The sequence below is a fragment of the Methylobacillus gramineus genome (assembly GCF_020532675.1).
Lineage (GTDB): Bacteria > Pseudomonadota > Gammaproteobacteria > Burkholderiales > Methylophilaceae > Methylobacillus > Methylobacillus gramineus.
Genome location: NZ_JAJAVE010000001.1, coordinates 687304 through 710217 on the forward strand (window position 1 = coordinate 687304; position 22914 = coordinate 710217).

The 22914-nt window shown below is 49.3% G+C and carries 22 protein-coding genes, 1 tRNA gene and 1 pseudogene; 17 read left to right on the forward strand and 7 right to left on the reverse strand.

Annotation, left to right across the window (positions count from 1 at the left end; translation table 11 throughout):
- Positions 1–65: 65 nt before the first annotated feature.
- Positions 66–428: a hypothetical protein gene (locus LG201_RS03230; protein ID WP_226770737.1), complete on the reverse strand. Its 363-nt coding sequence runs from the start codon at positions 426–428 to the stop codon at positions 66–68.
- Positions 429–705: 277 nt separating this feature from the next.
- On the opposite strand from LG201_RS03230, the gene LG201_RS03235 reads away from it, so the two are divergent.
- Complete coding sequence (locus tag LG201_RS03235; protein WP_226770738.1) at positions 706–2934, forward strand: RelA/SpoT family protein; 2229 nt, start codon at positions 706–708, stop codon at positions 2932–2934.
- Here the strand turns inward: LG201_RS03235 and LG201_RS03240 are convergent.
- Positions 2931–3569: a DNA-3-methyladenine glycosylase family protein gene (locus LG201_RS03240; protein WP_226770739.1), complete on the reverse strand. Its 639-nt coding sequence runs from the start codon at positions 3567–3569 to the stop codon at positions 2931–2933. The two genes, LG201_RS03235 and LG201_RS03240, sit on opposite strands and share 4 nt — an antisense overlap.
- Before the next feature lie 190 nt (positions 3570–3759).
- Here LG201_RS03240 and ada point away from each other — a divergent pair, with 190 nt between their 5' ends.
- The 4 genes from ada (at position 3760) to LG201_RS03260 (ending at position 7079) form a co-directional block, all read left to right on the forward strand.
- Positions 3760–4851 (forward strand): bifunctional DNA-binding transcriptional regulator/O6-methylguanine-DNA methyltransferase Ada, encoded by a 1092-nt coding sequence (gene ada / locus LG201_RS03245; protein ID WP_226770740.1) that lies wholly within the window; start codon positions 3760–3762, stop codon positions 4849–4851.
- Between the two features lie 27 nt (positions 4852–4878).
- Complete coding sequence (gene alkB, locus LG201_RS03250) at positions 4879–5532, forward strand: DNA oxidative demethylase AlkB (RefSeq protein ID WP_226770741.1); 654 nt, start codon at positions 4879–4881, stop codon at positions 5530–5532.
- Positions 5533–5648: 116 nt separating this feature from the next.
- Positions 5649–6347 (forward strand): glutamine amidotransferase, encoded by a 699-nt coding sequence (locus tag LG201_RS03255; RefSeq protein WP_226770742.1) that lies wholly within the window; start codon positions 5649–5651, stop codon positions 6345–6347.
- An 18-nt stretch (positions 6348–6365) separates the two neighbouring features.
- Complete coding sequence (locus tag LG201_RS03260) at positions 6366–7079, forward strand: GNAT family N-acetyltransferase (RefSeq protein ID WP_226770743.1); 714 nt, start codon at positions 6366–6368, stop codon at positions 7077–7079.
- A 13-nt stretch (positions 7080–7092) separates the two neighbouring features.
- On the opposite strand, the gene LG201_RS03265 is transcribed toward LG201_RS03260, so the two are convergent.
- The 3 genes from LG201_RS03265 to LG201_RS03275 all read right to left on the reverse strand — a co-directional run bounded on the left by LG201_RS03265 (position 7093) and on the right by LG201_RS03275 (position 8216).
- A complete protein-coding gene (locus LG201_RS03265; protein ID WP_226770744.1) occupies positions 7093–7533 on the reverse strand; it encodes an HAD domain-containing protein in 441 nt (146 codons plus the stop codon).
- 159 nt (positions 7534–7692) lie between these two features.
- On the reverse strand, positions 7693–7875 hold the full coding sequence (locus LG201_RS03270; RefSeq protein ID WP_226770745.1) for a hypothetical protein: 183 nt from the start codon (positions 7873–7875) through the stop codon (positions 7693–7695).
- Positions 7876–7916: 41 nt separating this feature from the next.
- The gene (locus LG201_RS03275) at positions 7917–8216 is read right to left on the reverse strand and encodes a hypothetical protein (protein WP_226770746.1); all 300 of its coding nucleotides are present in this window, start codon (positions 8214–8216) and stop codon (positions 7917–7919) included.
- A gap of 194 nt (positions 8217–8410) precedes the next feature.
- On the opposite strand from LG201_RS03275, the gene LG201_RS03280 reads away from it, so the two are divergent.
- From LG201_RS03280 to LG201_RS03335, 12 genes and pseudogenes are all read left to right on the forward strand, one after another.
- The gene (locus tag LG201_RS03280; protein WP_226770747.1) at positions 8411–9682 is read left to right on the forward strand and encodes a TolC family protein; all 1272 of its coding nucleotides are present in this window, start codon (positions 8411–8413) and stop codon (positions 9680–9682) included.
- 4 nt (positions 9683–9686) lie between these two features.
- Entirely contained in the window at positions 9687–10799 is a 1113-nt protein-coding gene (locus tag LG201_RS03285) for an efflux RND transporter periplasmic adaptor subunit (RefSeq protein WP_226770748.1), read from the forward strand.
- The gene (locus tag LG201_RS03290; protein ID WP_226770749.1) at positions 10799–13888 is read left to right on the forward strand and encodes an efflux RND transporter permease subunit; all 3090 of its coding nucleotides are present in this window, start codon (positions 10799–10801) and stop codon (positions 13886–13888) included. Before LG201_RS03285 ends, LG201_RS03290 begins: the two co-directional genes overlap by 1 nt.
- Positions 13889–13897: 9 nt before the next feature.
- A complete protein-coding gene (locus tag LG201_RS03295; RefSeq protein ID WP_226770750.1) occupies positions 13898–14569 on the forward strand; it encodes a response regulator in 672 nt (223 codons plus the stop codon).
- Entirely contained in the window at positions 14566–15945 is a 1380-nt protein-coding gene (locus LG201_RS03300) for a sensor histidine kinase (RefSeq protein ID WP_226770751.1), read from the forward strand. Before LG201_RS03295 ends, LG201_RS03300 begins: the two co-directional genes overlap by 4 nt.
- Before the next feature lie 210 nt (positions 15946–16155).
- Positions 16156–16404 carry an AbrB/MazE/SpoVT family DNA-binding domain-containing protein gene (locus tag LG201_RS03305; protein ID WP_226770752.1) on the forward strand — a complete coding sequence of 83 codons (249 nt, stop codon included), beginning with the start codon at positions 16156–16158 and terminating at the stop codon, positions 16402–16404.
- Positions 16404–16751 (forward strand): type II toxin-antitoxin system PemK/MazF family toxin, encoded by a 348-nt coding sequence (locus tag LG201_RS03310; protein WP_226770753.1) that lies wholly within the window; start codon positions 16404–16406, stop codon positions 16749–16751. Before LG201_RS03305 ends, LG201_RS03310 begins: the two co-directional genes overlap by 1 nt.
- Before the next feature lie 82 nt (positions 16752–16833).
- Positions 16834–17472 carry a TonB-dependent siderophore receptor gene (locus LG201_RS03315; protein WP_226770754.1) on the forward strand — a complete coding sequence of 213 codons (639 nt, stop codon included), beginning with the start codon at positions 16834–16836 and terminating at the stop codon, positions 17470–17472.
- Between the two features lie 305 nt (positions 17473–17777).
- Positions 17778–17864: transfer RNA gene (locus tag LG201_RS03320), tRNA-Leu, on the forward strand.
- Between the two features lie 351 nt (positions 17865–18215).
- Positions 18216–18818, forward strand: a pseudogene (locus tag LG201_RS03325) (CCXG family PEP-CTERM protein); the annotation flags it as partial.
- 259 nt (positions 18819–19077) lie between these two features.
- The gene (locus tag LG201_RS03330) at positions 19078–19485 is read left to right on the forward strand and encodes a hypothetical protein (protein WP_226770755.1); all 408 of its coding nucleotides are present in this window, start codon (positions 19078–19080) and stop codon (positions 19483–19485) included.
- 424 nt (positions 19486–19909) lie between these two features.
- Positions 19910–20410 (forward strand): DUF2059 domain-containing protein, encoded by a 501-nt coding sequence (locus tag LG201_RS03335; RefSeq protein ID WP_226770756.1) that lies wholly within the window; start codon positions 19910–19912, stop codon positions 20408–20410.
- A gap of 52 nt (positions 20411–20462) precedes the next feature.
- Here the strand turns inward: LG201_RS03335 and LG201_RS03340 are convergent, their stop codons facing one another.
- Together LG201_RS03340 and LG201_RS03345 are read right to left on the reverse strand one after the other, a co-directional pair.
- On the reverse strand, positions 20463–21422 hold the full coding sequence (locus tag LG201_RS03340; RefSeq protein WP_226770757.1) for a hypothetical protein: 960 nt from the start codon (positions 21420–21422) through the stop codon (positions 20463–20465).
- Positions 21423–21598: 176 nt separating this feature from the next.
- Positions 21599–22792, reverse strand: a complete 1194-nt coding sequence (locus LG201_RS03345) for a pyridoxal phosphate-dependent aminotransferase (protein WP_226770758.1) — start codon at positions 22790–22792, stop codon at positions 21599–21601.
- Between the last annotated feature and the right edge of the window lie 122 nt (positions 22793–22914).

Here is a 22914-nt window from a genome sequence, read left to right on the forward strand (position 1 = left end):
CAATAGGGAGGCGAAATAAAAATGGCACCAAGTGAGGTGCCATTTTTTGATCAATCAGTAAGAGCTTAAATACGCTCAGGCTGGAATGGTTCCAGCACACAGCGTATCTCCAGCACCTTGGCCTCATTTTCTATACCTTCTTCTTTTTCAAAGCTCACCTTGGTGTTACGTGGCGCGGTAAACACGACATTGTTGGCCTTTTTAATCTGGGCCGCTGTATTTTCCAGGCGTGCGGCACAGGATTCAATATCATTGTGCACCGAGGTTTTCAGCAGGTAGTGATTATCCAGATGGTCGTAAATGGCAATTACGGTAGTCCATTGACCCGGCTGTGGATTCAGTTTTGACACATCTTCTGCGGCATAGGATTGAGCAGAGAATACTGTGATCAGGCCCATAGTCAGTGTGGCTAATGTATGTTTCATCATGTTAGCTTTCTTAGAAGTTGTGAAACCAGTAGACCGCCATTCATGAAAAAAGTTGAGTTTTTCTTTCCCTGGTGAGTGGGAGGAATTTAATACACATTATTTGTGGATAAGATTGTGGGCGGTGTCAGGATAGCGTTGCTAAGTGCTTGTTACAGAAAATATGCTGCAAAATGGTGATAAAAAGAGCAAGCAATGGTGCGGTTCCCAGGGTAGTTATTGGATATAGGAGCGCATTTTGCCACAGGACATATCGAGTAGATTAATGAGATAATGCTGTATGGTTTTTGTTCCTGATCTTTTGTCCCAGGCCAGCGCCCAAGGGGCCCTGGATGTCGAATCCTGGCTGGTTTCCCTGGGCGAGAAATTTTCTCCTGAAGAAGTGCTGCTTGTCCGCCGTGCTTGTGAGTTTGTGCAGCCTGTTTATCTCGGGCGTACTGAAATCACCGGCGTGACAGTCTTTCATCATGTGGTGGGAGTTGCTTCTATCTTGGCCGGTATGGGCATGGATGCGGATACCGTCACTGCCACAATATTGCACGCCAGCCCTGAATATGTGCCTGACTGGCAAGCCGTGATACACGAGCAATTTGGCGGGAGCATCTGCGCCCTGGTGGAAGGCATTGCCCGGATGGAGCAGATTCAGGGTTTCAGCCGCCCCGATATCATGCTGGGAAAAGACCGGAAGAAGGAAGGTGAGGCGCAACAGGCCCAGGTGGAAAGCCTGCGCAAAATGTTGCTCGCCATGGTGGAAGATATCCGCGTGGTATTGATCAAGCTGGCTGACCGGGTGGAAACCTTGCGTAGCCTGAATGGTGCCAGCGAGCCTGAGCAGCAGCGAATTGCTTACGAGGCCAAGAGTATTTTTGCACCTTTGGCCAACCGTTTGGGCATATGGCACATCAAATGGGAGCTTGAAGATTTATCCCTACGCTTTCTTGAGCCCAAGCTGTATAAAGAAGTAGCGACTTTGTTGGCTGAAAAGCGCGTTGGACGCGAGCAGTATATCAATGAGGTGCTGGATACCCTGAAGGCCCAGCTAGCGCTGGCAGGTATCAGGGCGGAAATGACGGGTCGTCCCAAACATATATATAGCATCGTGAACAAGATGCGGCGCAAGCATCTGTCATTCAATGAATTGTATGATGTGCGCGCAGTCCGCATTCTAGTCGACGATATCAAGGATTGTTATGCGGTCCTTGGCTTGATTCATAATCTGTGGCAACCCATCCCCAAAGAGTTTGACGACTATATTGCCCGTCCCAAGAGCAATAACTATCGTTCCCTGCATACCGTGGTGATCGGCCCGCGTCACTTGCCACTCGAAATCCAGATACGCACCCATGAAATGCATCAGCATTCAGAGCTCGGTGTGGCGGCGCATTGGCGCTATAAAGAGGGTAGCAAGGCCGACAGCAAGTTTGATGACAAAATTGTGTGGTTACGCCAGATTCTAGAGTGGAAGCAGGATGTGTCGGACAATGGTGGTGCCATTGAGCAGTTCAAGAATGAGCTGTTCCATGACAAGGTCTATGTGCTGACACCACAAGGCAAGGTGGTGGATTTGCCGCGGGGTGCAACTCCTGTGGATTTTGCTTATATCCTGCATACCGACCTTGGCCATCGTACGCGTGGCGCCAAGGTGGACGGCAGCATTGTGCCGCTCAATTACAAGCTACAGAATGGGCAGCGGGTTGAGATTATGGCGGCCAAACAAGGCGCGCCTAGTCGTGACTGGCTCAATCCCAATCTGGGTTACCTGCAAAGCGCTCGTGCACGTGCCAAGGTACGCCATTGGTTCCGTTACCAGAATTTTGAGGAAGATGTTGCACAAGGGCGCATTCGCCTAGATAAAGAGTTACATCGTCTGGGATTGATTGATCTCAATCAGGAAAAAATTGCGCAAAAACTGCACTTCCCCAAGCTGGATGAATTGCTGGCAGCAATAGGCCGGGGTGAAATAGGCGAGCACCAAATTGCCCAGGCCTTGCAGAGCGAGATACCCGCCAAAACTGAAACAGCTGAATTATCTTTTCCGATCAAGGCAAGAACTACAGAGAGTTTACCTTCAGGTATTTTGGTGGAAGGTGTCGGTAATCTCATGACTTATATGGCAAAGTGCTGCAAACCAGCACCGCCAGACCCTATAGTTGGTTATGTCACTAGGGATCGTGGGGTGACGATTCATCGCCAGGCCTGCCCATTCATCAAGCGCATGTCAGGGGATAAGCATGACCGGTTGCTGACAACGCAATGGGGGAGTGGTCAGGAAATGCTGGCGGCTGTGGATATTGATATAGAAGCCTATGATCGCCAGGGATTATTGCGGGATATCAGTGACCTGTTTGCACGCGAGCGCATCAATGTGACCCAGGTAAAAACACAAAGCCGCAATAATCTGGCGAATATGCGATTTTCAATTGAAATTTCAGGCCTGGATCAGCTTGGGCGATTGTTGGCGCTATTACGCCAGGTGCCCAGTGTCAACGAGGCCCAGCGTCATCTTTAAATGTTGTTGCGCGGCATACGCCATAAATACCATGATGCCACTGTGCGATATGGGCTCCAGGGCTCTCCCAGCAACTTCATAGCGTTACTGGTTGGGGCTACATCCAGTGATTTAAGCCTGCGATATCCTTCCCGAATGCCAAGATCGTCAACTGGCAGGATATCTTCCCTGCCCAAAGCAAACATCAGTAACATTTCTACGGTCCATTGACCGATGCCCTTGAGTTGAACCAGTTGATGTATCAATGCGGCATTCGTCATTTGCTCTGCCTGTAAGCGCGAGGGGACGATGCCATCACTTACACCTTGCGCAATGCCATGAATGGTGGCAATTTTTCGGCCGGAAAAACCACAGGCTCTGAGCGTATCCACTTCTGTGGCTAATAATTCGGATGGTGGAGGGAATTTACCGCCATATAGATTAAGTAGGCGTGCCAGTATTGCATCACCGGCCTTGGTATGTAATTGTTGATAAGCCACTGCCCTGACCAAGGCTTCATAAGGCTCACGTTCGGGTTGAACCTGCAACAGGCAAGGGCCAGCGGCGTCAATAAGCTCTGCCCAGTCTGAATCTACAGCTGCCAGAAAGTGAGTAGCCTGTTCAAATGGCACACTTGTTTGAATATGTGAATGCATGTTGCAATGCTACCTGTGGAATTGATCAGCATCATCTTTATTGGTGTAATTTTCCACCTGAATCTTGCTATTGCATATTGAGGTGCCTAGATGCTGATTATGCTGAATTCAAAAGCAAGATCCGGAATGCAAGGGTTGTAGTCTGTCGGTAGATTGGTGATCATCACTATATGCCCCAAAGTTCACTATCATGAAACTCTCTTTAAAGACAATCAAAGCAGCAACAACGCAACATGACCTGCGTTGGCAGGCTGTACTTGCAAGGGATGCTACGTATGATGGCCGCTTTTACTATTCTGTCAGCACCACAGGTATCTATTGCCGCCCATCCTGCGGTGCACGACGGCCCAAGCCTGAACATGTCGATTTTCATGCCAGTCCCCAGGATGCAGAACAAGCTGGCTTTAAGCCTTGCAAGCGCTGTAAACCCAATCAGCCCCCACTTGCCGAACAACAGGCTGTCATGGTGGCAAATGCCTGCAACATGATTGAGCAAGCAGATCATGCTTTCAGCTTAGAGCAGCTTGCACAGCAGGCCGGCATAAGTAGTTTTCACTTTCATCGCATATTCAAGGCAATCACCGGGCTGACGCCCAAGGCTTATACCTCAGCCCATCTCCATAAAAGAGTGCGGATGGGGTTGAAGCAAAGTGATAGCGTGACAGCGGCAATATTCGATGCCGGCTACCAGGCAAGCAGCCGTTTTTATGAATACTCCACGTCTGTCCTGGGCATGACACCTTCCAGGTTTCGTGCTGGCGGCCTCAAGATGCAAATTCGCTTTGCGGTTGCAGAATGCTCGCTAGGCGCTATTCTGGTCGCCAGCACGACGAAAGGGGTATGTGCCATTTTGCTGGGAGATGATCCAGAGTCATTATTGCATGAGCTGGAGGACACCTTTCCACACGCTGAGCTATTGGGGGGCGATGCCGGGTTTGAAGAGATGGTGGCGCAGGTGGTCGGATTGATAGAAGCTCCTGGCTTGGGACTGAGTTTGCCGTTGGACATTCAAGGGACGGCGTTCCAGCAGCGGGTATGGCAGTTATTGCGGGATATCCCGCCTGGAACAACGGCTACCTATACCGAGATTGCAGCGAAACTGGGCAGTCCTCGTGCTGTCAGGGCGGTGGCTTCTGCTTGCGCTGCAAACAAGCTGGCAGTGGCGATTCCATGCCATCGGGTGGTGCGTCGTGATGGGCATCTTGCCGGGTATCGCTGGGGCATAGCGCGTAAACGTGCCTTACTCGATAAGGAGTCAGGCCTTGAGTGTGAGGATCAATAGTATGGCTTTCTGGAGCATATACTCGGCATGAATGGGGATTTGTTCGCGGATTTGGAACCGGGGCAAGGTTGCGAGGCGCTGGGTCTGGATGCTTTTATTCTCAGGCGTTTTGCCTTGCCATCTGAGCAGCTGCTCTGGCAAGACTTGCAGCTTGTATTAGCTAGAGCGCCGATGCGACATATGGTAACACCAGGTGGTTTTCGTATGTCGGTGGCGATGAGTAATGCTGGGAGCTTAGGCTGGGTATCTGACAAAACCGGCTATCGCTATGATGAGATTGATCCAGTATCAGGCCTGCCTTGGCCAGCCATCCCAACCTCTTTTATGGCATTGGCAGCCCAGGCGGCCCATCATGCGGGGTTTAAGGCGTTTCAACCTGATGCCTGCCTGATTAATCGTTATGCGCCCGAGTCCAAGCTAAGCCTGCATCAGGACAAGAATGAGCTGGATTTTACCCAGCCTATTGTTTCGGTCTCATTGGGGTTGTCAGCCACATTCTTGTTTGGCGGGGCCTTACGCACTGATAAGCCCTTACGGACGATACTGCAGCATGGCGATGTGGTGGTGTGGGGAGGGGCTTCCCGCTTGAATTACCATGGCATATTACCCATCAAGCCGGGACGGCATCCACTGGTTGGCGAGTGTCGTATCAACCTGACGTTTAGGCATGCAGGAAGATAACTGGTCCTGCAAATTTGTTGAATCTGGCGGGTAATCTCCAAGTAAATTTTTGATAGATTATCTCCACATGCATCAATGCTGTGTGGATGGATTGTATACATAAGGAAATTGAACTCATGAAAACTGCCATGGCCTTGCGCCATCTTGCCTTTGAAGACCTGGATGGGATTGCCCCGATTTTGCTGGAGGCGGGGTACACGCTGCAATATGTAGATACGCCGACTGCAACGAATGAGGACTATGAGCAGGCCACCAATGTGGACCTTCTGTTTGTATTGGGTGGCCCGATTGGCGTTTACCAAACAGAAGATTACCCATTTCTGCAGCAGGTTATCGACGTCACCAGGCACAGGCTGGAAAGTGGCAAGGCTACTCTCGGCATCTGCCTGGGAGCGCAGATCATGGCACGTGCTCTGGGAGCCAATGTCTATGCGGGTGTGCAGGGCAAGGAAATTGGCTGGAGTGCTTTGTCTTTAAATGACGCAGGCAAAGCTTCACCATTGAAGGTCTTGGATAGTCAGAGCCAGGTGTTGCATTGGCATGGGGATACGTTCGATTTACCAGACGGGGCCACACTGTTGGCGTCTTCAGCGCTGTATGCCAATCAGGCCTTTGCATATGGCCGTCATGGGCTGGCATTGCAATTTCATATTGAAGTTACCGCCCCGGGGCTGGAGCGCTGGTATGTGGGCCATGTGGGGGAGTTAGGTACTTTATCGGTGCCGCATCTACGTGCCCAGGGACAGCAATTGGCGCCTGCTTTGCAGTCAAAGTTAAAAGCGGTGATTACACAATGGATTGCAAATGTTGAATAAAGGAACAGTTGGTTAAACATGAACTTTAACAACTATGGACAGCCAGTAGGCCCCGATCTGTCAGACTGGCATACGCGGCCTCTACCACCGCATGTTGAACTTGCTGGCCATTATTGCCGGCTTGAACCAGTGAGTCAGCGGCATGCGGAGAGTTTGTTTGCCGCCTATCAATTGGCTGATGACCATCGGGACTGGACCTATATTGCAGTTGGCCCATTCGACGCATTGACCAGTTTTGAGCAATATGTGCTCGAGCTCGAAGCGTCGAGCGATCCCCTGCATTACGCAGTGATTGATCTTGAGACAGAACGTGCAATCGGGACGTTATCCCTGATGCGGATTGATCCTAAGAATGGCGTGGTTGAGGTGGGATTCGTGGTGTATTCACCATTGCTGCAAAAGTCCAGAATAGCCACGGAAGCGCAGTTCCTGCTGATGCGACACGTGTTTGATGACCTGGGATATAGACGCTATGAATGGAAGTGTGATGACTTGAACGCACCGTCACGTGCGGCTGCCTTGAGGTTGGGTTTCCGCTTTGAAGGGGTGTTCCGCCAGGCGGTGGTCTATAAGGGGCGTAGCCGTGATACTGCCTGGTTTTCCATCATTGATCAGGAGTGGCCAGCATTGCGTGAGGTGTATCTGCGGTGGCTTGCGCCGGACAATTTTGATAAGGCCGGGCAGCAAATTGTACGTTTATCTGAATGGGTGCAAGCAATTCAGACTTTTTAACAACAGCTAAGTGTTAATGCGCTGTGGCCTGCAAGGTCATCTCTGATTTCAGTTGTGTCAGGGCGTGAATGTCATGTTCTGTCAGTCCGGTATCTGGATCGCAACGGACTAAACGATTAAACGCTGTGGGGAATTCCCCATCGTCCAGCACTATCCACGGGTGCTGGTCTCCGCAGCATTTAAGCCAATCAAAAATTTCAGACAATCGCCAGTGCGCATCTTGCGAGTCTTCTTGTAAGTCTGGCGTGGTGCCGATCACGCGAGGTTTGATATCGTCCGAGAAAATATGGCAGATATCTTCAAAGGGCATGTTCTTGCGCCATTTGCTGCTCACAACTACTTTTATTTCCTGATGCGCTCTTAACCAGCTTTCCAGCAAGGGGAGTTTGCTAAAGCTTTGGTTGAGCTGTCCTGCCGGATGTAAAACACCGTCGAAGCTGAGAAAAAGAATCATGAAGGTAGAGGTATGGGCTTGATCAAAGCGATACCGATATTTAAAGGATGTATAGGATATTCGATATTTGTTAAGGTGATGTTACAAATATCGAATTAGAAGGAATATCTATTACCGCACATCTCGATGTGGCCCGAATTGAACGGGCCACGTACCGCGTTATTGGATGTCTGTCAGTTTGCCTAGCTGCTTGATGAATTCAGCAATATTGTTTTGTATCGATTTTTCGTTTGCTATCCTCAAACGTGCGATAGCCACTGCCGCATCTGAAAAAGTGGCGGTGCCAGTTGCCTTGATTGGTAATACCTTTTCAAAACCATCTTTGTATACGCGATAGTTCACATTCGACACAACATCAAATGTCAGGCCGATCAGGGGTTGCTCTAAAGAGACCAGGTTGGCATCATTTTATATTGGGAGCCATTGGCATCTGTTGCTGTCAGGCCGGCCAGTACAAGCGACTCCTTCAATGCTCCTTCAAAATTTTCCTGGCTGACCTGAGAGGTCCACATGGGGTTGGTTGCTTTACCTCCAGTCACGGCTGCCACGGTAAATTTCCCTTTTTGTGCCGGGTTGACGCTTTGCACGGTTTCAGCAGAAATCAGCATGGCTTCTTTGGTGGCCGGTGATGCGCAACCAGCCAGTGCAGCCAGCATCAGTAGAGGAATAATATTCTTTTTCATTGTTATATAACCCTGAGTAATGAGGATGAATGATGCACATGCATCGCGCAGAATTTTAATGCATTATTGATACTCATTTACAGAACCAACTTAACTTCTTAATTATTTTCATCATGTGACTTTACTATTGAATCGTCAGCTTTCTGTCAGCTAGGATTAAGGTTGACGTAGGGTATGGTCAATACCATGCAGGCATGGGTAAAAAAAGGTATTTCCTCTCTTTAACAGGGCGGCGGTTTTTATTGCTGCTGGCTTTGGTGTCCTGCCAGGCATTGGCTGAAGATGCCCACAGCATGAACCTGCAGCAACTCACTCAGGAGTTGCGGGCGCAGAATCCCCAATTCATGCAGGCCGAACAGGGCCGATTGCAGATTGCGGCGCAAATTCCGCAAGCGCTTGCATGGGATAGGCCCATGGTAGGCATGGAGCAAACGCCGATCCCGCATGGCAACCTGAGTCGCTCCCAGGGGACGAGTTACCGGCTCACCCAAACCATGTCTTTCCCAGGAAAAAAGCAGCTGGCGGCTGACATCCTGCAATCCCAGGCAGACAGTGCCGGCGCACAGATTGATGGTTTATATGTGCAGTTGCTGGCGCAACTGAAAACCCAATATTACCAATTACTTGCCTTGCAAAAGCAAGAGCAGATCAACCAGGACACGATAGCGCGCCTCGAGCAGCTCAAGCAGGTGGCGAAAGTGCGTTATGCCAACAATGCGGCGGCCTTTGTCGATTATATGAATGCGCAGGTGGCACAAGGCAGTGCTGAAAATGATATCTTCCAGACTCGCCGCCAGATTGCAGTGGCACAGCAAAGTATCAATAGCCTTATTGGTCGCAATCCTGTTCAGCCGCTTCTAGTACAGGCGCAGGAAACAGGCGAGTTGGACCTGAGGCCTTTATTTGAATTGCTTGATGAAGCGCAAGGTAGGCACCCTGCGTTGCGCGACAGTGCTTTTCAGCTGGAAGCTGCCCAGAAAAATGTGGCGTTGGCCAAGAAAGCCTATTACCCCGATATGCAGCTCATCCTGACCAAGATCAGCGACCATCCACCTTATGGTATGGCAGGTAATGCATATGGCCTGGAGGTCGATCTGGTGCTACCTACCTGGTTTTTCCAGAGTGAGAAAGCTGGGGTCAACGCGGCCAATGCCGGAATGATTTCAGCTCAGGCTGGGACTGAGGTTGCATGGCGACAGGTGCAGCTGGAGATTGCAAATGCTTATAGCCAGGTGCAGCAGGTCGTCAGCGAAAAAGCCTTGCTTGAGCAGCGACGCTTACCAGAGGCCAGAGCTGCTTACCGATTGGCGCTGCACAGCTATGCCAATAATGCTGGTGATTTCAACGGCTTGTTGCTGGCGCAGCAGAACTTACGGGATACCGAGCTTGCTGCTGCTCACATAGAAGGAGGTCTAGCACAGGCAATAGCTGCGCTGGACGCATCAGTAGGGAGAGGGGAAGACTGACATCATGCGCAAGCCATTGGTATTGATCATTGTATTTGTATTAGGTGCAACGGCAGGTGCCATCCTCATGCCCATCAATTGGCATCAGGTGCAGACACTGTCCCCGGAGGTCAGCAATCAGCCTGATCCTGCATCGCAAGTGTCACCACCCAGAGCAGACAGGCTAGATCCAGATTTTTTTCATAGCGCATTACCTGAGTCCCGGGAAATCAATGACCTGATTCCTATCATGGGTAGACTGGCATTCAATGCAGAAAACATTCATTTGGTGTCTGCGCGTATTGCTGGTCGGCTGGACCGTATCCTGGTATTTGAGGGGGTTACGGTGAAGCAGGGGCAGCCTGTAGCCGCACTTTACAGTCCGGAATATATCTCTGCGCAGAATGAGCTGCTTTTGGCACGCAACACCTGGCGTACTTTGCAGGGTAGCAAGGCGACGCAAGAGCTGGCAGAAGATGCTGAATCCACCCTGCAGTCTGCGCGAGAACGTATGAAGGTGATGGGGGCTTCCGATCAGGATATACGTCAGCTGGAGCAGACTGGGAAAATCAATGAGCATCTGTTGTTGCGCGCTCCCATCAGTGGTGTGGTCACAGTGCGCAATATGGACCCAGGGGCCTTTATCAACCTCGGTGACAGCTTCATGTCGATTGCTGATGTTTCAACGCTGTGGTTTTACGGCAATGTGTATGAGCAAGACTACGCAAGCATCAAGCTGGGACAGGGAATGCAGCTTAATGTGCAGGCCTTGCCCGGACAAGTCTATGCGGCCCGGGTAGACCTCATCGCTCCTAGCGTGGATAGCGAAAGCAATACGCTGAGAGTGCGTTGCCGCGTCACTAATGATGGGCGATTACGCCCTGACATGTTTGCCACTGCCAGCCTCAATGTGGGTAAGCGCCAGGCTTTACTTGTTCCAGCAGATGCCATCATCCGCTCCTTGCAGGTGGATTACATCATTGTCGAAATGGCGGATGGTCATTTCCGCAAAAGACAAGTGACCACCATGCCTTATCAGGATGGATTGGTAGCGATTGTGCAGGGATTGAATGCAGGAGAAAAAGTGGTGGTAAGAGGCGCAACCTTGCTCAATCAGACATTGTCAGGTGCTGCATAATGCAGGCAAGTGGGGCTTTTATCGCAGGGGTGTTGCGCAGGCGATTGTTGATCATGGGCTTGTGCCTGGGATTGTTGGTGCTGGGCTATATCAGTTTCAACAAGTTGCCTATCGAGCCATATCCCAATATATCCCCGCTCAATGTCCAGGTGATCACGCAGTGGCCTGGCCGAGGTACCAATGAAATAGAGCGCCAGATTACGGTACCGGTGGAAACATCGCTGGCCAACCTGCCACATCTCAAGACCTTCCGCTCGGTTTCATTGTTTGGTCTTTCGGTTGTTACTCTGCAGTTCGAGGATGGTACAGACTCGTTCACTGCACGCCAGAATGTGCAACTGCAACTAGATACCGCTGAATTGCCAGAAGGCATTCAGAGTGAGCTGAGCCCGGATGCCGACGCCTTGGGGGAAGTGTTGCGGTATCGCGTGGCCTCTGAGAGTGGCGATGACGTCATGCTGCTCAAGTCTTATCAGGACTGGGAAATATATCGGCAGCTCAAGACCGTGCCTGGCATCGCTGATATCAATGGGTTTGGCGGGCCTACTAAGCAATACCAGGTATTGCCGGATGTAAAAAAGCTACAGGCTTACAATATCTCGCTCAACCAGTTGGTGGAGGCGTTGGGTAATGCTAATGCCAATGCAGGGGGCGGTAATCTCAGGTCGGGAGAGCAACAGTATGTCGTACGGGGCATAGGTCTGGTGAAAACCCTGGAGGATGTAAGTAATATCGTGATCGTCTCCAGAAGCGGCATTCCAGTGCGAGTGGGAGATGTAGCTAGCGTTGAGTTTGGCTACGCACCACGCTTGGGCGTAGTGCAATATAACGATAACCCAGATGCGGTAGAGGGCATCGTGCTCATGCGGCGTGGCGGAAATGCTTCAGAAATGCTGGAGCGTGTGCATAGCAAGGTTGACCAGATCAATAGTAGTGGTCTACTGCCTGAAGGCATACACCTGGAGCCATTTTACGACAGGCAGGAGTTGCTGGACCTGACCATGGGCACCGTACATCACACGCTATTGTTTGGGATGGCACTGGTTTTGGTGGTGCTTTTCGTTTTCCTGGGTAGCCTGCGTGCCGCCATAGCAGTGGCAATCGTGATCCCGTTAGCGTTGAGTGTTTCATTTGCAGGCATGGTGCTGGCAATTCCGGCTAACCTGATTTCGCTAGGGGCAATCGATTTTGGCCTGATTGTGGATGCGGCGGTGATCGTGATCGAGAACATCATGCGGCGCATGGAAAATGGTAGCAGCAATTTGCGCCAGACTATCGTGGCTGCTGCAGCGGAGGTGCAGCGCCCCATGATTTTTTCCACTATGATCATCATCATGGCTTATGCGCCTCTCTTCATTATGGGCGGGGTTGAAGGCAAGATTTTTCACCCGATGGCATATACCATGGGCTTGGCGCTCCTGGCTTCCATGATCCTCAGCCTGACCTTCATTCCATCAGCAGCATCTTTCCTGTTCAAGCCGGATAAGATAGAACACAGGCCTGGCATGATAGGCGCCTTGATCAAGGTGTATCGCCCACTGCTGGCAGTATTGCTGCGTAAGCCAGGGATGGTGGCGGTGGCTGCCTTGCTGGCGTTTGGCATTGCGCTGGTGGGTGCGAGCCGCCTGGGTACCAGCTTCCTGCCCACACTGGAGGAGAATAATCTCTGGGTGCGTATCACACTACCCAATACCGTGGATTTACATTACTCCTCTGATTTTGCCTCCCGCGTGCGTGGTTATCTGCTTAAGCAGCCTGAAGTCAAAACCGTGGTCGGGCAGATCGGCAGACCGGATGATGGCACGGATGCCACTGGTGTCTTCAATGTAGAGTTTGGGGTTTATCTGAAAAAACCTGAAGAGTGGGCTGCAGGCGTGACACGAGATGACCTGGTCAAGCGGGTAGAAGGCTATTTGCAGGCCATTCCCGGGATTGAATACAACTTCTCGCAATACATACAGGACAACGTGGCTGAAGCATTATCTGGTGTCAAGGGTGAGAACTCGGTGAAGATCTTTGGGGATGATCTTGAAGTGCTTCATGAAAAGGCATTGCAGGTGCAATCCATACTGCGCGGCATTGATGGCATGACGGATGTCGGCATTTTCCGTGAGCTGGGTCAGCCCACCATGAATATACGGGTCAATCGAGAAGCCAGTGCGCGCTTTGGGCTCAATGTAGCAGATATACAAAACCTGGTGATCAATGCCATTGGGGGTAGCCCTGTGAGCAAGGTGCTGGAAGGTGAGCGTTCATTTGATCTGGCGTTGCGTTTTCCTGAGGCACAACGTAATCGCCTGGACTTGATTCAGCGGTTGCTGGTGGATACGCCTGATGGGCAACGTATTCCTTTATCCATGGTCGCAACGGTGGAGCTCAGTGATGGCCCCTTCTTTATTTATCGAGAATCCGGACGCCGTTATATTGCTATCCGCTTTGGCGTGAGAGACAGGGATCTTGGCAGTGCGGCAGCGGAGGCACAGAAGCTGGTAAGCGAGCAGGTGGACCTGCCGCGTGGCTATAAAACTCAATGGGATGGACAGTTCAACCAGATGCAGGAAGCGCATAAAAAACTGGCAGTGATTGTCCCTTTAACCTTGCTGGCGATTTTTATCATGCTGTACTCTGCATTTGGCAGCGCCAAGGATGCCTCGTTGGTATTGTTGAATGTGCCATTTGCCACCATAGGTGGGATTGCGGCGCTTTATCTGGCAGGTGAGGAGCTTTCAATTTCCGCAGGAATAGGCTTTCTTTCCTTGTTTGGCATTGCCATCCAGGATGGTGTCATTCTTATCTCTTATATCAAGAGTTTGTATAATCAGGGTGAGCATGGGCTGCAAAAAGCCATTCTTGAAGGGGCGTCCATGCGCTTGCGTCCGGTGCTGATGACGGCCATGCTGGCAGGACTGGGATTGCTGCCAGCGGCATTGTCACAAGCGATTGGTTCCCAGGCGCAGCGCCCTCTGGCATTGGTCATTGTCGGAGGCATGGTCACTACGACCATACTGACCCTGCTTGTATTGCCAGTGGTGTTTGGGTGGATTTACCGTCACTATCCCAACAGTTCCCGCACCGAGAGTGCTTATTAAGAGAGGTTTATGCGCATACTGGTTGTGGAAGATGATGCGATTCTTGCTGAAGGAACGTGCGAGTCGCTATCCAAGGCAGGCTACGCAGTAGACCTAGCTGAAACCGGCACCAAGGCAAATGCCATGATAGAAGCTGACAGCTACGATCTTGTGCTTCTTGATATTGGCTTGCCAGGCATGGATGGGTTTGAGGTGCTACGACGCCTGCGCAAGCACAATCGCAATATTCCCGTGCTCATTATCTCAGCGCGCGACGATGTGGATTTTCGCGTCTATGGACTGGACCTGGGGGCTGATGACTTTATGCTCAAGCCCTTTGTGCTGGCGGAACTCCACGCACGTACTCGTGCCTTGTTGCGCCGCCATGCATTGAGTGAGCGCAACACACTTGCCTGTGGTCAATTGCTGATTGACCTGGGAGCACAACGCGCTCATGTAGCTGGGGAGCCGCTTGAACTTTCAATCCGCGAATGGGATGTCTTGGTCTATTTGCTACGCAATCTTGGCAAAGTGGTGCGTAAAGAGGCCATCGTGGAAACGCTTTGTGACTGGAAAACTGACATTACATTGAATGCCGTGGAAGTTTATATATCACGTCTGCGTAGCAAGCTGGATAGCCATGGGGTGCATATCCGCACAGTGCGCGGCTTTGGATACCTGCTGGAAGAGCCTGCGCAATGAGTGTTGCCAATAGCCTCAGACAAAAGCTCTTGAGATGGCTTTTGATCGCATTGAGCCTGCTGGTGGCTGTGGGGATTGTCACTGATTACTTCATGGCGCTCGAACCCGCGCGGGAAGTATATGACCAGCACCTGCTCAAGCTGGCATACAACATGGAGCGTAACCTGCCTGCCGATAAAAGTGCATGGACAGGTGCTTATCCAGCCATAGAGCGCTCGCTGCTCAAGAGTGAGCTGGATAGTTACGATGCGGCTAAAGCCGCCATCTTTGATGAGGCTGGACATTTTATTGCGGGAGAGTCTGGCCTGCCGATTAATCCTCCAGCTGTTGATGGCAAGCCGGTGTATTACGATGCCAAGTTCAATGGTGACCCGATACGCGTAGTTGCCTTGCGTAGCCAATCCTTGGGGGCCGTGCTCTATCTTGCGGAAACCACCTATAAACGTAACCGCTTGGTGCAGAAAACCTTGTTGCACATGATCGTGCCGGAGCTGATCTTTGCCATTTTTGCTATCGTGGTGCTGTGGGTGGGGGTAGGGCGAGGCTTGCAGCCTTTGGCGCAGATTCGTGCCCAGATCAATGCCCGTTCAGAAACAGACTTGAGCCCCATGGACGAGGGCAAAGCACCTGAGGAAATCCGCGAAATTATTACTGCGCTGAATTCCTTGCTGGCACGGCTGGATCAGTCACTCAAATTGCAGAATCAGTTCCTAGCTAACGCAGCTCACCAATTGCGTACCCCTCTGGCTGGGTTACAAATGCAGCTGGAGCTGTCTGGCGAGCAAAGTCCACAAGAACGTGAACAGTCGCATCAACGCATGTTGACCAGTACCCGGCGCATTGTTCGCCTGGCCAATCAGTTATTAGCCCTGGCCAGGGCAGAAGGGGAGGCTGACGTCAACAAGTTCACTCACATCAACATCAGCGATGCCATTCAAGACCTTGCTGCGGATTGGCTGACTCGGGCTTATGCAAAAAATATAGACCTGGGACTTAACCTGGAAAATGTACAGGTGGAAGCGAGTCGGTGGCAAATCCAGGAAATGCTCGCTAACCTGGTGGATAACGCACTGCGCTATACGCCGGTTGGAGGCAATATCACTATCCGCTGTTATGCAGATACAAATCAAGGTGTGATAGAAGTCGAAGACAACGGCCCCGGCATTCCACAAGATCAGCGTGAGCAGGTATTTGACCGTTTTTACCGGCTGGATGAAGGCCCGGAAGGGTGTGGCCTGGGCTTGGCGATTGTGCGTGAAATAGTGCGCCATCACGGTGGAAGTATCGCCATCAACCAGCCAATTGACGGCGTTGGCACATTAGTTACTATTCAATTGCCATTGGTAGCTGACCAGGGAAAATTAGGGAGGAGCTAGTAAGGTATTGATGTACTTGGTGCCCGGGCCGGAATCGAACCGGCACGACCTTAAAAAGGTCAGTTTATGTTGATATCGTTGATAATATCAACACAGTCATTCTCTTCGCGCTAATATCAACGCTTATAGATGTTGATACATCGTTGCTACAATTGCTCTTGAGATTTTCATTTCATGTATCTACAATGAGGATACTTAAATGGAGGTCTTATGAAACTCTCAATTCAAAAATGGGGTAATAGCGCAAGTGTCCGATTGCCTGCCGCACTCTTAGAGCAAATGGGTGCAGTAGTCGGTTCAGCGCTGGAAGTATCTATAACCAAGGAAGGCTTGTTATTGAAACCAGAGCGTCGACCACACTACAAGCTAACTGACCTGTTGGCGGAAATGCCGGCCGGAAAGCTGCCCTCTGTAGAAGGTTGGGATGAGATGCCTGTGGTTGGTCAGGAGACGCTGTAATGGCTTATATACCGGACCGGGGTGATATTGTTCACCTTGAGTTTGATCCTGCTGCTGGCAGTGAAATGAAAGGCCCTCATTTTGGTTTTATTGTAAGTCAGAAGGCCTTTAATAAATTGGGGCTGGCGGTCATCTGTCCGATTTCCCAAGGAGCTGCAGCTTCTGCACGCACATATGGCACGGTAGTGACATTAATGGGAAGTGGTATAGATACACAGGGTGCCATCCATTGCCATCAGATTAAATCCCTCGATTGGCGTATACGTAAGGCAAAACTAAAAGAAAGTGTGCCTGATTTCTTGCTGGATGAGGTATTGGCCAGGCTTGAGGCAATTATCCTCGGGTAAATAGTAAACACCTTAACTTTAATGTGTGCTGACCTTCAGCACAGATCTATGTCTGCAGAAATAAAAATCAAGCATGCCCTGCATGGAGCTATTGGCAAAGGTAATTGCGCCGGTAGAAATCAACGGGCATATTAAGCCATATAGTGGTAAGCAATTGGAGGTAGGTCTTAAGTATGGGCCTGAGTGGATAAAGGGCAGCTTCAATCTCGCATTTTTTGATCTGAAAGAAGATAACGCGCTAGTACCTGATCCTTTAACATTCATCCAGACTCAAATTGGTGATCGCAAGAACCGTGGTATCGAGCTGCAATCTGATTTGCGCATCAGTGACAATCTCTCAGCTCGTGTAAGCCTGACTCGCAATCATGCAACCCAGGACTATACGACGGTCAGCTCTGGACGGGCATTGCTCATCCCAGATCATCAAGCAACAGTCAAACTTAATTACAAGCACACACAAAGCACAATATTAAATGGCTTGAGGTTAAGTTTAGGCGTGCGCTACAACGGTAGCACCGAGGACAAAGCCAACCTTTCTGGTTATACCGTGCCTTCTTACACACTGGTTGATGCAATGGCGGTCTATCCGCTCTCAGCTCACTGGAGCTTGCAAGTCAATGCTACCAATCTTCTCAATAAGGAATATCTCAGCGTGTGTGAAAACACTTGTTTCTATGGTACCTCCAGGACGGTTGATGCTCAGTTGAGTTACTACTGGTAAGCGTCATTCTAAAGGCTGGATGGCCCAATACCGTCCAGCCTATTAGTATTTTTTGTGAGTCTTGCTCAATTAACGATGCGATTTTCCCCAATGCAAGTGCATTGTCCTGTTATGTAAGAAAGTCTTATGCGATTATGGACACTCAATGAATTACAAGTCAAATACCGTCAATATTGTTTTGCATTGCAGATTCAGCTTCCGAAGCGCGTCGATATTGAATTTTCTCATTATCGGCTACTCAATTCCGAGTAGTCGGTGATAGAATACTGCCTCGCTTCGTTCGAGGCGTTTCAGCACTCTCTCTTGCCCGGGTGGTGAAATTGGTAGACACAAGAGACTTAAAATCTCTCGACTGTAAGGTCGTGCCGGTTCGATTCCGGCCCCGGGCACCAAGTACACTCAATAAGTTATTCCTCGCTTCTAAAGTCCCAGTGCTATTGGCGGTTTTGAATATGAGATTTCACGCTCAACATTGGTTCTTTTAATATGGATCAGTCGATATTTCATCATATCTATTTATCACTGTCGAAATTACATCTATAGCTTTCCAAAATTACATTAGTATTAAATTTTTAAATTATTTAAATCAATTGCTTAGTTGATTGTTTGTGTTTTGCACGAGCTTTGCAAGATGTATGGCATCAGATCATTCATCTCTATTAATAGGACAAGGCTCATGACTAAACATGCATTGGTCGTTTCTGTGGTGACTTTGATAATCACCTCATTTTGGCAATGCTCAGGCCAGTGAAATCAAAATCGAGACAGGGATTCAACAGCTGGCTCGCAAAGCAGTGCTGCGGCCTACCAATCAGTTGTGGATGCAGCAGTGGCTAATCCATCCCACGGGTACGGCGCTAAAACGGTTGATATATATGATGGCATTTCAAACTTGGGTTTGTTTGGGGGTGGCCAATGCTGACTTTGCATTCAAGTCTACTGTGAATTTTGGTGTATCGGAAGCCAATGCCGGGTTGTGGGAGATTCGTTCAGGAGTGGATTTCCGTTACGGTGGGGCGGTGTTTGTTGAGGGTATTGTCTATGATTTCAAGACGCATGACATGTGGTGGTCTGGAAATTACGATAATACTTCGCAGTCTTTTGCTATCAGCTTGAATCTGGATGCTGGTAATCATGTATTGAATATCTATGGGCTGGAGCAATGCTGTGATGGTTCTCAGCAGGCACAATTCAAGGCATATGGCGCTGATCACTTTGTGACATTCAGTAGCACTGATGGATTGATTGCGGCTGTGCCAGAGCCTGAAACCTATGCCATGTTGCTGGCTGGTTTGGGGGTGATGGGTTTCGTGTCAACACGCAAGCGCAAGCAGGCAGCTATCTAACTTTATTTGGTGCATGATCAATGAGTTGGATTGTGGATGATGCCCATTGATGTAAATATTTCACCACTGATATTTTCCATGTAGCTTAATGGCAAATATCAGACTGAAAACCACCGCCCAATTAGTCGTGCCGGTGGTTTTTTTGTTTACTCTGTTGTCAATGTCATGGGGTGCGCTGGATGGTTGGTTGGGCATTCAAAGGTCTGGCTGCGGTAAATTAAGAAATCCACAGTCGTTAGTTCGATATAGAATGAATACCATGCGATTACTTATTTTGATTGGTTTGATCCTTGCCGGTTGTTCCAGCAATCCTGCTAATTACGTGCCCAGCAAGCCTGTGCCGCAAGACCGGGTGTATGCAAGTTACCCCAAGTTCTTTACCGGGGCCTATGTGACCGTGCGTCGTGATGCCGCACCTTCCGGCATAGGGCTGGGCTGTGAGAATGAGATATATATAGACAATATCCGCGCATACACTATTCTGCCTTCAGAATATGCCACGTTCTTTTTGACCGAGGGCAAGCATGTCATCAAGGTGGATACTGGGCGGGGCTCTTGTCAGGGCAGGCCTGGATCTGAGGAAATTACGATATCCAACGGTATTTCTCAGGAGTATAAGTTGATTAGTCCTCCTGGGGACCCTTTGAGGCTGTTCAGGATAATGTAGTGATCACCCAGATGTGTTAGAGAAGCAGTCTTCTTTTCTCTGCATCCTTTCTCTTTACAGCCTCAGCATCTTCCCGCCTGATCAATGTGACCATTTCATCTTGCAGCTTGCTCTGGTGAGCATCAACAGGCTGAACTGTATGATGGACTGTTCTGAATTTACACATATCCTAGTGTTAGTTTCGTAGTTATCTATTTTATTCAATTGGATATAGGTTAGTGTTAATGTAATTTAGATTTAATGGCATTGAAGATGTCATCGATTTTCTCAATACTTGAATATATTTTTGAGAGTAAATTATTTATTCATGCGGCTTATTTTATAAAGTAATTCCCATTAAAATGAAAAAAATGATACTTTTGATCTTGCATAGGGATATGCAAGCGTGATTTGATCATTTCACCTCATAATTAAGGAGAATTACATGTTAAAAGCCTCTTTTGCGGTCTATATGCTATGCGCTTTGATGGGTAGCGCAAACGCAGCAACGGCTTCGGATGAGTTGATCTTGAAGTTCATGGAAGTATCTAATGTCCGGGCGACGCTGGATGGAATGAGAGCAAATGCTGATAACGCTTTAAAGAATAATATGCTGCACTCTCTTGGTTACCAGCAACTTAATGACAAGCAAAAGAAAATTGCGGAGGAAGCAGGAGATAAAGCTGTCAAGATTCAGCAGGAAAATTTATCCTATGACGCCATTGTAAAGTTGATTCTTCCTCTTTATCGTCGTACGTTTACTCAAGAAGAGTTGCAGGCGGCGATCAAGTTTTATAGCTCGCCTGAGGGGAAATCCATTAACCAGAAGATGCCATTGCTCGCAAATGACTCGATGAAGTTGACTGCCGAGGTAAATCAGAAGGTTATTCCTCAATATCAGAAAATTGCTTTAGAGGCTGCAGAGCGTATCAAGCAGAGCAAGTAATCCTGATCTTGATGTTGGGGAGGTATTGTTGCTTGATAGCCTTGCCTGCCAGTTATTTCTTTACTGCTTCAGTCCTGGGATGGTCATCGTTACTGCGGAGCTGATGTTGTTCAATGCTCATGGCATGTTCCAGGCTGGTAGCTTCTGGTTTTTGCAGCAGGATGGATTCTACGGATTGATGAGCTGGCACGTCTGGCTGCATAAAGGAATAGAGTGGAAGCTGGATATTTTTTAAAGGTTCTGGAACCTGTGTGCGTAAATCCAGCAACACGGGTAAGCGAATAATCCCCGAATGTGCCACCGCAAACAATGTGATAGCGAGTGTCAGCAATACGATGATCATTTGTATACGACCACTGTCTCTATGCCTTCTATTTTCTTCCTGAAAGTCACTCAGGCTTTTCCAGGCCAAGCCCGCGACTTTATATGCATTCTTGCCTGACTCTTCAAGATCTTTGGTTTCCACCAAAGAGGTCAGTTGATATTTCATTTTTCGTAAATGCCAGATCCTGTCATCCTGCGTAAAGCATAAAAACCCATGCATTTCCGCCATTAACTCATTCAGGGTAAATGGGGTGTCCGAAATGGCTTTGTGCGCCACAATAAACCGCAGAAGCTCATAACGTTCCTTGGCTTCTGTTTGACGGCGATTGAGCAGGGTAGTGGTGAGGTAATATTTGAGGTTGGCTGTCCAGCGATGCAGCGGGGTAATGATGAAGGGTAATTCAAGTAACAGCCTGGATAATGAGGTATACCTGCGGAATGCGCTGATTCCAGCAACGGAGTATTGATATTCAACAACCAGGTTATTGTAAGCGAAGCGCTCTATAGGGCTGGCAATGACATTGCGGGACAAGGCGCCTTCAGGGCTGACAGATTGCCCGTAGACATTGCTGTTATCCACTGACAGGATTTTTTGCACCCCGAATTGTGAGTTGGTGACAACAATGTTGAATTTATGATCCCGTTTACCGAGGATCATAATCATGAGTAGCCAGAGATTAAGTTTCATTTATATCATTTTATAGTTGTGTTGCCGTTAGGCTTAATTGCTATTGTATTGAATATGGTGAGGAAATGACATCTTTCTGACACGCTGATGAATCCTGGCAGGAATAAGCTTCCGTCATTGATTGCTTAATAAAAAAGCCTGCATCAGCAGGCTTTTTTGATTGGATATACAGCGTATCAGCTTAATGCTTGAGCAATTCTATCCAGTGCATTGCGCAGGTTGTCCATGGACGTGGCAAACGAGATGCGGAAATATCCCTCGGCACCAAAAGCTGAGCCCGGTACAACGGCAACCCCGACTTTTTCGAGCAGATATTCCGAAAGCGCCATATCAGTGGCTTCCGGGATTTTGCCTGCCTGATGCAAGTTGGCAATGGCTTCGCGTGCATCCGGGAAGGCATAGAATGCACCGCCCGCTTTGATACACTTCAAGCCCTTGATAGTATTGAAGCGGTTCACTACATATTCATGGCGTTCACGGAAGGCATCCAGCATAGGGGTAATACATTCCTGAGGGCCTTCCAATGCAGCTTGTGCAGCCACCTGGGAAATAGAGGTTGGATTGGATGTGGATTGTGATTGCAGAATTTCCATAGCCTTGATGATCTTGGCCGGACCTGCAGCATAGCCGATACGCCAGCCCGTCATGGAGTAGGCCTTGGAAACGCCGTTCAATACAATACAGCGATCCTTCAATTCAGGGGTGGCATTAAGGATGTTGTAAAACTGATCGCCAGTGAGATTGACGTGTTCATACATGTCATCGGTGGCTACCAGGATGTGCGGGTGCTTCTTCAGCACTTCCCCCAAGGCTTTTAACTCTTCTAGTGTATACACGGCACCTGTGGGATTGGATGGCGAGTTGATCATGAACAGCTTGGTTTTCGGGGTGATCGCAGCTTCCAGTTGTGCCGCTGTGAGCTTGAAACCTTGCTCGATGCCACATTCGATGATGATGGGCTTGGCCCCGGCCACCAGTGCAATATCTGCATAGGACACCCAGTAAGGCGCAGGGACAATTACTTCGTCACCCGGATTGAGCACGGCCAATGCCAGATTGAAGATACATTGCTTGCCGCCCACACCAACAATCACTTCCTTGTCTGTGTAGTCAAAACCGTTTTCATTCTTGAATTTTGCGACGATGGCTTTTTTCAAGCCCGGGATACCTGCCACCGGGGTGTATTTGGTAAAGCCTTGGTCTATGGCTTTTTTTGCAGCGTCTTTAATGTGCTGTGGGGTATCAAAATCCGGCTCACCTGCACCCAGACCGATAATGTCGCGGCCTTCGGCCTTGAGCTTTGCGGCACGTGCAGTAACTGCAAGCGTGGGTGATTCTTTAATGGATTGAACGCGCTGCGAGAGTTCCAAGATCAAAATCCTATGAGTGGTTATAGAGACTACGGCAAAACCCTAATTTTACTCATATTATTATGCTTGCGAAATATGGCAGTGCGCGATATTCGCTGCAAGGAGCTAATTTTCTACGTTAG

Excerpts from the sequence above, each read along its gene's own strand:
- LG201_RS03265 (WP_226770744.1), bottom strand. The coding sequence starts at position 7,533 with ATGATTCTTTTTCTCAGCTTCGACGGTGTTTTACATCCGGCAGGACAG.
- LG201_RS03285 (WP_226770748.1), top strand. The coding sequence starts at position 9,687 with ATGCGCAAGCCATTGGTATTGATCATTGTATTTGTATTAGGTGCAACG.
- LG201_RS03235 (WP_226770738.1), top strand. The coding sequence starts at position 706 with ATGGTTTTTGTTCCTGATCTTTTGTCCCAGGCCAGCGCCCAAGGGGCC.
- LG201_RS03295 (WP_226770750.1), top strand. The coding sequence starts at position 13,898 with ATGCGCATACTGGTTGTGGAAGATGATGCGATTCTTGCTGAAGGAACG.
- LG201_RS03290 (WP_226770749.1), top strand. The coding sequence starts at position 10,799 with ATGCAGGCAAGTGGGGCTTTTATCGCAGGGGTGTTGCGCAGGCGATTG.
- LG201_RS03300 (WP_226770751.1), top strand. The coding sequence starts at position 14,566 with ATGAGTGTTGCCAATAGCCTCAGACAAAAGCTCTTGAGATGGCTTTTG.
- LG201_RS03340 (WP_226770757.1), bottom strand. The coding sequence starts at position 21,422 with ATGAAACTTAATCTCTGGCTACTCATGATTATGATCCTCGGTAAACGG.
- LG201_RS03230 (WP_226770737.1), bottom strand. The coding sequence starts at position 428 with ATGATGAAACATACATTAGCCACACTGACTATGGGCCTGATCACAGTA.
- ada (WP_226770740.1), top strand. The coding sequence starts at position 3,760 with ATGAAACTCTCTTTAAAGACAATCAAAGCAGCAACAACGCAACATGAC.
- LG201_RS03260 (WP_226770743.1), top strand. The coding sequence starts at position 6,366 with ATGAACTTTAACAACTATGGACAGCCAGTAGGCCCCGATCTGTCAGAC.
- LG201_RS03330 (WP_226770755.1), top strand. The coding sequence starts at position 19,078 with ATGCGATTACTTATTTTGATTGGTTTGATCCTTGCCGGTTGTTCCAGC.
- LG201_RS03240 (WP_226770739.1), bottom strand. The coding sequence starts at position 3,569 with ATGCATTCACATATTCAAACAAGTGTGCCATTTGAACAGGCTACTCAC.
- LG201_RS03335 (WP_226770756.1), top strand. The coding sequence starts at position 19,910 with ATGTTAAAAGCCTCTTTTGCGGTCTATATGCTATGCGCTTTGATGGGT.
- alkB (WP_226770741.1), top strand. The coding sequence starts at position 4,879 with ATGAATGGGGATTTGTTCGCGGATTTGGAACCGGGGCAAGGTTGCGAG.
- LG201_RS03315 (WP_226770754.1), top strand. The coding sequence starts at position 16,834 with ATGGAGCTATTGGCAAAGGTAATTGCGCCGGTAGAAATCAACGGGCAT.
- LG201_RS03255 (WP_226770742.1), top strand. The coding sequence starts at position 5,649 with ATGAAAACTGCCATGGCCTTGCGCCATCTTGCCTTTGAAGACCTGGAT.
- LG201_RS03305 (WP_226770752.1), top strand. The coding sequence starts at position 16,156 with ATGAAACTCTCAATTCAAAAATGGGGTAATAGCGCAAGTGTCCGATTG.
- LG201_RS03275 (WP_226770746.1), bottom strand. The coding sequence starts at position 8,216 with ATGAAAAAGAATATTATTCCTCTACTGATGCTGGCTGCACTGGCTGGT.
- LG201_RS03280 (WP_226770747.1), top strand. The coding sequence starts at position 8,411 with ATGGGTAAAAAAAGGTATTTCCTCTCTTTAACAGGGCGGCGGTTTTTA.
- LG201_RS03310 (WP_226770753.1), top strand. The coding sequence starts at position 16,404 with ATGGCTTATATACCGGACCGGGGTGATATTGTTCACCTTGAGTTTGAT.